Here is an 8843-nt window from a genome sequence, read left to right on the forward strand (position 1 = left end):
GTGGCGTGCTCCGGCGCATGCCGCATGCGCTCGGCGGCGACGCGTTCGGCCCAGGCGTCGAAGCCGGCGGCGCTGAAGTCGTTCGAGGCGCTCGAGGCGGCGGCCGGTGCGGCCAGGGCCTGCATCGCCGGCGCGGCCAGCACGCCGCCCAGTCCGGCCGCCAGCAAGGGGCGGCGGCGCACGGCGGGCGCGGCGCCGGATCGGATCGTCTTGGTCATGTGATCTCCCTGGTCGACGAAGCGTCGATTGGAACGGCCGGCAGGGTAACCGGCTATTCGTCACTCCCGGGTGTCAGGGCGTGTCTCTAAACGTACTGCGCCGCCGCATGCGCCGAGGCCCAAGCCCACTGGAAGTTGAAGCCGCCCAGGTGGCCGGTGACGTCCAGGACCTCGCCGATGAAGTACAGCCCCGGCGACTTGAGCGATTCCATGGTCTTGGACGACACCTCCTTGGTGTCGACGCCGCCCAGCGTCACCTCCGCGGTGCGGTAGCCCTCGGTGCCCGCCGGCACCACCTGCCAGGCCGACAGGCGCTGCGCGATCTGCTCCAGCTCCGCGTGGGCGTACTGCTTGATCGGCTTGGAGACGAACCACTGCTCCGCGATCAACGTCGCCATCTTCTTGGTGAACAGCTCGGCCAGCAGCGTCCTGAGCTCGGCATTGGGCCGGTCGTTGCGCTGCTGCGCCAGCCAGGCAGGAACGTCCAGGTCGGGCAGCAGGTTGATCTCCACCGCCTGGCCCGGCAGCCAGTAGGACGAGATCTGCAGGATCGCCGGGCCGCTCAGGCCGCGGTGCGTGAAGAGGATGTTCTCGCGGAAGCTCTTGCCGTTGCAGCTCACCAGGCAGTCGACCGAGGTGCCGCTGAGCTCGTTGCACAGGTCCTTGAGCTGGTCGGTGATGGTGAACGGCACCAGCCCGGCCCGCGTCGGCAGCAGCTGGTGACCGAACTGGCGGGCCACCTGATAGCCGAAGCCGGTGGCGCCCATGGTCGGGATCGACAGGCCGCCAGTGGCGATCACCAGCGACTGGCACTGCGTCGGCCCCGCCGAGGTCTCTAGCCGGTAGCCGCCTTCCGTCTTCTCGATCCGGTCGACCGAGGTCTCCAGCATCGGCGTGATGCCGACGGCCTCGCACTCGGCCAGCAGCATGCGCAGGATGTCGATCGACTTGTTGTCGCAGAACAGCTGGCCCAGCTTCTTCTCGTGGTGCGGGATCTGATGCTTGTTGACCAGCGCGATGAAATCCCACTGGGTGTAGCGCGCCAGCGCCGACTTGCAGAAGTGGGGGTTCTGCGAGAGGAAATTGGCCGGCTCGGTATAGAGGTTGGTGAAGTTGCAGTTGCCGCCGCCGGACATCAAGATCTTCTTGCCGGCCTTGTTGGCGTGATCCACCAGCAGCACGCGGCGGCCGCGCTGCCCGGCCAGCGCGGCGCACATCAGCCCCGCGGCACCCGCGCCAATGATCACGACATCGGTGTCCCGCACGTCCTGCACACACTTCCCTTCGACCTGTGAATCCTTGCCCGGCGGCGCGCGGAGGGCGCATCGCGGCGGGCGCGGGAGCTTAACGCATCCGGCTCCCCGCCCTCGCGCCGCCATGCCGGATCTGAATAGCAGCTAGTCCTGGCCATACCTAGGACGATGGGGCCGGGCTGTCCACAATCCGCCGCAGCCGATAGAAAGACCCCCATGATCATCGACGTCCACGGACACTACACGACGGCCCCGGCGGCGCTGGGCGCCTGGCGCGACCTGCAGGTCGCCGCGCTCAAGGACCCGGCGAAGGCGCCGAGCGCGAGCGCGCTGAAGATCTCCGACGATGAGCTGCGCGAGTCCATCGAGACCAACCAGCTCAAGAAGATGAAGGAGCGCGGCTCGGACCTGACCATCTTCAGCCCGCGCGCCAGCTTCATGGCGCATCACATCGGCGACTTTCAGACTTCGTCCACCTGGGCGGCGATCTGCAACGAGCTCTGCGCGCGGGTGGCGGCGATGTTCCCGGATCACTTCGTCGGCGCCGCGATGCTGCCGCAGAGTCCCGGCGTCGATCCCGCGAGCTGCCTGCCGGAGCTGGAGAAATGCGTCCGCGACTACGGCTTCGTCGGCCTCAACCTGAATCCCGATCCCTCCGGCGGCCACTGGACCAGCCCGCCGCTCACCGATCGCCATTGGTATCCGCTCTACGAGAAGATGGTCGAGCTGGACGTCCCCGCGATGATCCACGTCAGCACCAGCTGCAACGCCTGCTTCCACACGACCGGTGCCCACTACCTGAACGCCGACACGACCGCCTTCATGCAGTGCCTGACCGGCGACCTGTTCAAGGACTTCCCGACGCTGAAGTTCCTGATCCCCCACGGCGGCGGCGCGGTGCCCTACCACTGGGGGCGCTTCCGCGGGCTGGCGCAGGAGCTCAAGAAGCCGCTGCTCGACGAGCACCTCCTGGACAACATCTTTTTCGACACCTGCGTCTATCACCAGCCCGGCATCGACCTGCTGACGAAAGTGATCCCGGTGAAGAACGTGCTCTTTGCGTCCGAGATGATTGGCGCGGTGCGCGGCATCGATCCCGAGACCGGGCACTCCTACGACGACACCAAGCGCTACATCGAGGCCACGCCGCACCTGAGCGACGCCGAGCGGCACTTGGTCTACGAGGGCAATGCGCGCCGCGTGTTCCCGCGGCTGGACGCGCGGCTGAAGGCGCAGGGGCGCTGAGACGCGCCCAGGGACAAGCGCCAGCCGCCCCGCCTGCTGCGACACTCCCGGGCATGCTTTCTGCTTCGTGCCTGGGATGAGCGCCACGCCCAACGACCCCACCCCGCCGTCCGCCGCCGCATCCGCCGCCGCACCCGCCGCCGTCGAGCCGCTCGCCGACCTGGCGATCCGCTCGCACACGCCCTTCGAGGATGCGCAGGCGATCTTCACCGGGACGCTGTTCGTGTCGCTGGCGCTGATCCTGTTCGCGCAGGTCGGGCTGCTGACCGGCGGCACCGCGGGCGCGGCCTTCGTGCTGCACTACGCGACCGGCGTCAGCCTGGGCAAGCTGTTCTTCCTGATCAACCTGCCGTTCTACTGGTTCGCCTGGACCCGCATGGGCCGCGAGTTCACGCTCAAGACCTTCGTCTCGATCGCGCTGCTGTCGGTGATGACCGAGTTCTCGCCCAAGCTCTTCGCCATCGACCGCATCCATCCGGCCTATGCCGCGATCCTGGGCGGCGCGCTGCTGGGCTCGGGCTGCCTGTTCCTGGCGCGTCATCGCGCCAGCCTCGGCGGCGCGACCATCGTGTCGCTCTACCTGCAGAAGGCCAAGGGCTGGCGCGCCGGCAAGGTGCAGATGGCCATGGACTGCGCCATCGTGCTGCTCGCGCTGACGGTGGTCGATCCGGAGCGGGTCGCGTACTCGGTGCTCGCGGCAGTGGTGATGAATCTCTTCATCGCGGTCAACCACAAGCCCGGCCGCTACGCCGTGCTGTGAGGTCCGCGCTCAGCGCCGGAACAGCAGGGCGTTGACCAGCACCAGCAGGCCGATGCCGAGCCAGAACTCCCCCCAGCCGCGGTCGCGCGACTTGATGCGCAGCAGCAGGTGGATGACGCCGGCGTACAGGATCAGCTCCGACTTGAGCCCGGCGGCGATGCCGAGCAGCAGCGCGAACTGCTTGACGTAGAGGAGCCAGGGCCGATCAGCCCCGGCCGCGCCCGGCGCGACGCCCACCGAGCGGCGGGCGGCGCGCTGGGCCTCGTGGTCCGCCAGGCGCTGGGCCTGCTCGGCCCGGCGCTGATCGGTGCGGCTCGGCGCGGGCGGCTTGCCGCCGCGGCGCGCGGTGCGCTCGTCGTTGAGGCGCGCCTGCCGCGCCGCCTTGATCTGGCCGGCGGTCTGCTGCAGCACCGGTTCCGGAGGCTCCGCCGGTTGCCACCAGGCGCCACGCGCGAGCACGGGCGCCTCGCCGGCGCGGCCTTCTGGCGGAACAGCGCACCGAAGGCGGAGCGCCGCTTCGCCGCGCCGCCCGGCAAGGCCAGGGCCTGCTTCAGCAGCGGCGCGCCTTGCTCGCGGTCCACCATCGCGACGAAACGCCCGTAGCCGACAAGCACCTCGCGCGTGGCCGGCTGCCCCTGCCAGGTCGCCGCCTCGACGCCCTCCCGCGACGCCTTGTGCAGCGCCGCGCGCAGCTTGCGGCGTTCCTCGCGCGAGACGGAGGGCTTGTCGTTGACGACCACGCCGGTGACCTCCTGCCGGGAGCCGGCGCGCATCACGCGCTGCTTGTCCGGATGCGGCGTGAAGCCTTCGTCCTTCAGCACGTGGCGCACCTGCCGCAGCAGCGTGCCGACCTGGCCCGCGCCCTCGCCCGAGGCCGAGAACGTCAGGTCGTCGGCGTAGCGGGTGTAGGCGAAGCCCAGCTTGTCGGCGATGCCCTGCAGCCGGCGGTCCATCCTGCGGCACAGCACGTTGGTGAGCATCGGGCTGGTCGGCGCGCCCTGCGGCAGCACGCGGTCACGGCCCTTGCCGCCGACGAAGAAGCGCTCGCCGTCGACCTCCAGTTCGTCGCAGGGGTTCTCGCTGCACAGCAGCGCCAGCATCGTGGCGACCCGCTCGTCGTAGCCCAGGCCGCGGAACACGCCCTTGATGCGCGGGAAGGTGATGGTCGGGAAGAAGTCCTGGATGTCGAGGTTGATCACCACCTCGCGCCCCGCATGCGGCGTGGCGTTGGTGACGATGCTGCGCCCCGGCAGGAAGCCGTGCGCGGCGGCATGGCTGGGCACCTTGGCGAGCACCTGGTCCAGCACCCAGTACTGCGCGCGCTTGAGCCGCGGCATCGGCGCCGAGATGGTCCGCTGCCCGCCGGTCTTCTTCGGCAACAGGAAACGGCGGTAGTGGGACGTGCGCGCGACCTCGCGATGGAAGCACAGGAACTTGAGCTCGGGCAGCGTCAGGCCCATCGCGCGGGCCAGCTCGAGCGGCGTCGCGAGGGCGGGAAGCCCGTCGGCCAGCGGCCGGGCCGGGGCACCGGCGGCAGCGGGCCGCAGGCCGCAGGACACGCCCTCGCCCAGGTAGCCAGCGTCGGTCTTGCGCGCCTCGTGCCAGCGCAGCGCGCGCTCGTGGCGGCGCTGCTCGCGGGCCTGCGCGGTCGCCTCGCGCTTCGCGCGGGCCTGCGCCAGGCGCTCCTCGCGCATCCGCTTGAGCGCCGCTTCGGGATCGCTGTGGCTGCGCAGCTCCTGCTGCATGTCCTCCAGCGCCTTCATCAGCTCGAGCTCGCGCTGGATCAGCGCGGCCTCGATCGAGGGCTTGCCTTCGCCCGCGGGCCAGAAGCCCAGGCGCTGCATTTCCTCGAGGACGAAGGCGTCCTTGGACGAGGCGCGGATGCGCTCGATGATCTCGGCGCGGGTGGGGACGCGGTCGCTCATGCGGCGCCTCCTGGGAGCGGCGCCGGCGACGCGGCGGACAAGCGGTGGAAGGGGAAGAAGGGGAGTGCAGCGCGCTTCTCGTCGAAGAGCCTGGAAGGCTTGAGGGACGGGCGCTGTCCACTCGACGCCGCGCGCACCACCGTCGCACGATTCGCTTCAGGGAAGCCCCATGGGAATCTGCGACGGTGGTGCTGCGCGGCACAGTGAAGACGGCGCCCGTGACGCATGGAACGGCAGGTGGCAAGGACGGCGAAACACCGCCCGGGTTGCAAGAGCCTGCGCGCTGCACTCGAAATCAGTTTAACCACAAGCCTCGTCATGCCGCCTCCGGACGGGTGCCAGGTGTTGCGGCCGCGACGGCGTCCGGCGCCGCCGGCGACCATTCGGCCAGCCGCGGCTGCGCGAGCTGGCGCAGAGCCAGCAGGTGCGCGCAGGGGCCGCGACGCAGGCGGTTCTGACGATGGAAATTGCAATCGCATTGCCCGTCGACCAGCTGCTGATCGGCGTTCAGGACCAGGCGCGGCGCGTGGCTGCGGTCCTTGAGCCGGACCTCGCCGTCGATGACCAGGCGCTGTCCTTGCGGCGTGATGTCGCGCAGCTTGACGCGCTTCTCGTGGATCAGCGCCAGCGCGGTCGATTCCTCGGGGCTGGAGAAACGCAGCGTCGCCAGCGGCAGCGGCTCGCGCGTCAGTTCGCGCCAGGCGTAGCGGCCGGTGGGCAGGTCGAAGACCGCGCGGCCGGCCTGCACCCACAGGCCGAGCGCCGCGTCGACATCGCCGCGGGGCAGCTGCGTCCGCGAGGCCAGCTCGGCCGACGAGGCCATCCATTGCGACTGCAGCGCCGCGGCCACCGACAGCGTCGTCGCCTCGGCGACCTCGTGCCGCGGCTGCAGCAGGTGGAAGCGGCCGGCATCGGACCAGTCGTTGGCGGTCCAGCCGGACAGGCCCAGCGTGACGGTGATGTCGCCCAGCTCGATGACCCAGAAGCTGGGCATGCCCGATCCCAGCAGGTGCACGCGCACCCGCGTGGCCAGCGCGATCAGCCGCTCCAGCGTCAGCAGCCGGCGGCGGCCCCAGACGCGGATCGTCTGCGGCGCGGTCAGCGGCGCGCCGACGATGGCGCTGCGGCGCGCGGTGAAGATCTGGTTCCAGGGCTCGAGCACCATCCGCGCCGGCCCGCCCGGCGACAGCTCGAAGCGCAGCGAGCGCGGCCCCGCCCGCTCCTTGCGCTGGCGCAGCGCGGCGCACAGGTTGTGCAGGTCCATCGGATGCAGCTCGACGACGGTGGCCGGCAGCGTCATCGCGCTGGACACCTGCAGGAAACCGCGGACCCAGCTGTCGGGCAGGTCGATCTTCTCCTCGCGGAAGGCCGGGTCGTCGCCGGTGGCGACGGTGAAGCCGGCGGGATCGAGCTGCAGCCGCGTCGTCTTGTAGTCGCGGATCTTCTGGAACTCGTCGTGCAGGCTGGCCGAGTAGTCGATGTTGGTCGTGCCGCAGGCCATCTCGCCGGTGCGGTCGAACACGTCGTGCCGCACGCTCACCGCGCAGTAGGTCGATTCGTCCTGGCTGAAGGCCTCGAACAGCAGGCGCTCCGGATGCACGGTGATGACCGGGTCCAGCACGTACCAGGCGTCGCGGTGGTTCCAGAACAACCAGTTGAAATAGGCCTGCTGCGCCTTGTAGAAGGGCGCGAGCACGCGTTGCTTGCTCGCGCGCAGCGTGCGCAGCTCGGTGTTCAGCGTCTCGCTGGACTGCTTGAGCTCGGCCGAGCGCGACATGAAGCGCGCCAGCAGCGATTGCTCGTTCTCCGCCAGCCACTGCCGGTAGACGGACTTGTCGCGACCGCGGTAGCGCTGGTCGCTGACGACGATGGCATGCAGCGCCGACATCGCCTCCCGGAACGCCAGGTGCGCGTGCGACGCGCTGCGCAGCAGGCCGTCGAAGGCGGTCGGCGGCCGCAGCGTGTCCGGCGCGAAGTGGAAGGACTGCGACGCCGCGGTGTCGTCGACGGTCGTGCTGCCGTAGTACTTGTAGCGGAACTGCATCGTCGTCAGGCCGGGTCGGCGGTGGTCGTGGTGGCGCCGGCGGGCGAGTGCCACCTCAGGAAGGGCAGCGCGATGCCGGGATGCCGCGCGGCGATGTCGCGCAGGCCGGCGATGTACTGCGGCTTGTCGGTGAGGCTGGCGGTCACCACCTGGCGCGCGAAGATCTCCGCCACCACCTCGGCGGTCTCCGGCGCCGCGATCTGCGCGCGCAGGAAGGCGGTGACGCGGGACTTGGCGGCGCGGCCGCGATGGACCTGGCTCAGCACCGTGAGGAAGTAGGGCGTCAGCGCGCGCAGCTGCCGCGCCAGCCGGGGCGCGTCATCGGTCGGCAGCTCCAGCAGCCATTGCGTCACGAAGAGCTGCACCTGCGTGCCGGGGTGCTGGCTCAGGCGCGTGAGGCACAGCGACGCGTCGGCGGCGCTCATGCGGCGCACCAGTCGCGCGCGGCCCAGCGCCTGCACCCAGGCCTGCGGATGGTCCACCCATGCGATCAGCAATTCGACGGCGAGGGACTCGTCCGGCAAGCGCTCGCCGAAGAGCGTCCGCGTGTACGCGATCGCATCGTCGAAGCTCGATTCGGCCAGCGGCAGCAGCTGCTCGGACTGCTCGTGCGAGGGCACCGGCGGCAGGCGGGTGTCGAGCGCCCGCATCGCCCAGGCGCGCACGCCGGCATCGGCATGGCGGACCAGCGTGGCGAGCTGGCGCAGCGAGAAGTCGTCCGGGGTCAGCGTGGTGAGCGCCCAGGCACCGTAGCGCTGTGCGCCGGTGCTGCGCGCCTGCAGCGCGCGCCAGCTGCCGGCGGCGTCGCGGGCCGGCGCGTGCGGCGCAAGGTCCTGCGTCAGCCAGCGCAGCGCATCGGCATGGGCGCCTTCGCCGCTTTCCGTCTGGAACAGCGAGCGATGCAGGCGGTCGGCGACCTGGCGGGCGAAGTCGGCGTCGTCGCGCGCCACGCGCAGCAGCGCCGATCCGATCGCGGCGCGGATGCCGGCATGGGCATGGGTCGCGAGGTCGCCGATCAGATCGACCTGGCGGCGCAGCACCTCGTCGGGCAGCGCCGCCAGCAGACGCACGCCCCCGGCGCGACGCTCGGGATCCTCCGCGGTGATCAGCCGCGTCATCAGCGCCGGCGGCAGCAGCGCGACCCCGGCGGGATGCAGCAGCAGCCAGCTCACGCCCACGCGCACGACGGCCGCCGACGGATGGTCCAGCAGCGGCAGCAGCGCGCCGAGCCGCGGCATCACCGCTTCCGACGCGGCCGGCGCCAGCGGGCCGGCCAGCAGTTGCTCGATGAGCGTCGCGCCCTCGTCCAGGCCGGGGTCGGCGGCATCGACCGCGAGCAGCGCGGCCAGCAGCTCCTCGATCAGCGGCTGCGGCGGCGCGAGCAGCGCCAGGCCGTGG

7 protein-coding genes and 1 pseudogene are annotated in these 8843 nt (G+C 70.8%); 2 read left to right on the plus strand and 6 right to left on the minus strand.

Annotation, left to right across the window (positions count from 1 at the left end):
• The coding region (locus tag FUT87_RS27655; RefSeq protein ID WP_404935481.1) for a hypothetical protein at nucleotides 1-218 on the minus strand (218 nt) is incomplete at its 3' end.
• A gap of 86 nt (nucleotides 219-304) precedes the next feature.
• Complete coding sequence (locus tag FUT87_RS27660; RefSeq protein ID WP_147241190.1) at nucleotides 305-1483, minus strand: NAD(P)/FAD-dependent oxidoreductase; 1179 nt, start codon at nucleotides 1481-1483, stop codon at nucleotides 305-307.
• Nucleotides 1484-1687: 204 nt separating this feature from the next.
• Here FUT87_RS27660 and FUT87_RS27665 point away from each other — a divergent pair, with 204 nt between their 5' ends.
• Nucleotides 1688-2716 (plus strand): amidohydrolase family protein, encoded by a 1029-nt coding sequence (locus tag FUT87_RS27665; RefSeq protein WP_091727526.1) that lies wholly within the window; start codon nucleotides 1688-1690, stop codon nucleotides 2714-2716.
• 76 nt (nucleotides 2717-2792) lie between these two features.
• Nucleotides 2793-3476: a YitT family protein gene (locus FUT87_RS27670; RefSeq protein ID WP_147243041.1), complete on the plus strand. Its 684-nt coding sequence runs from the start codon at nucleotides 2793-2795 to the stop codon at nucleotides 3474-3476.
• A 9-nt stretch (nucleotides 3477-3485) separates the two neighbouring features.
• On the opposite strand, the gene FUT87_RS31230 is transcribed toward FUT87_RS27670, so the two are convergent.
• The 4 genes and pseudogenes from FUT87_RS31230 to FUT87_RS29710 all read right to left on the minus strand — a co-directional run.
• Nucleotides 3486-3713 (minus strand): hypothetical protein, encoded by a 228-nt coding sequence (locus FUT87_RS31230; RefSeq protein WP_255512093.1) that lies wholly within the window; start codon nucleotides 3711-3713, stop codon nucleotides 3486-3488.
• Entirely contained in the window at nucleotides 3608-5401 is a 1794-nt protein-coding gene (locus FUT87_RS27675) for a reverse transcriptase family protein (RefSeq protein ID WP_255512094.1), read from the minus strand. Before FUT87_RS27675 ends, FUT87_RS31230 begins: the two co-directional genes overlap by 106 nt.
• Nucleotides 5402-5717: 316 nt before the next feature.
• A complete protein-coding gene (locus tag FUT87_RS27680; RefSeq protein WP_222617331.1) occupies nucleotides 5718-7499 on the minus strand; it encodes an SWIM zinc finger family protein in 1782 nt (593 codons plus the stop codon).
• Nucleotides 7451-8843 (minus strand): annotated as a pseudogene (locus tag FUT87_RS29710) (hypothetical protein); the annotation flags it as partial. The gene FUT87_RS27680 and the pseudogene FUT87_RS29710, both read right to left, overlap by 49 nt.

This window comes from Mitsuaria sp. TWR114 (genome assembly GCF_007997345.1).

Coding starts and splice junctions, on each gene's coding strand:
- FUT87_RS27665 (WP_091727526.1), top strand. CDS start 1,688: ATGATCATCGACGTCCACGGACACTACACGACGGCCCCGGCGGCGCTG.
- FUT87_RS27675 (WP_255512094.1), bottom strand. CDS start 5,401: ATGAGCGACCGCGTCCCCACCCGCGCCGAGATCATCGAGCGCATCCGC.
- FUT87_RS27670 (WP_147243041.1), top strand. CDS start 2,793: ATGAGCGCCACGCCCAACGACCCCACCCCGCCGTCCGCCGCCGCATCC.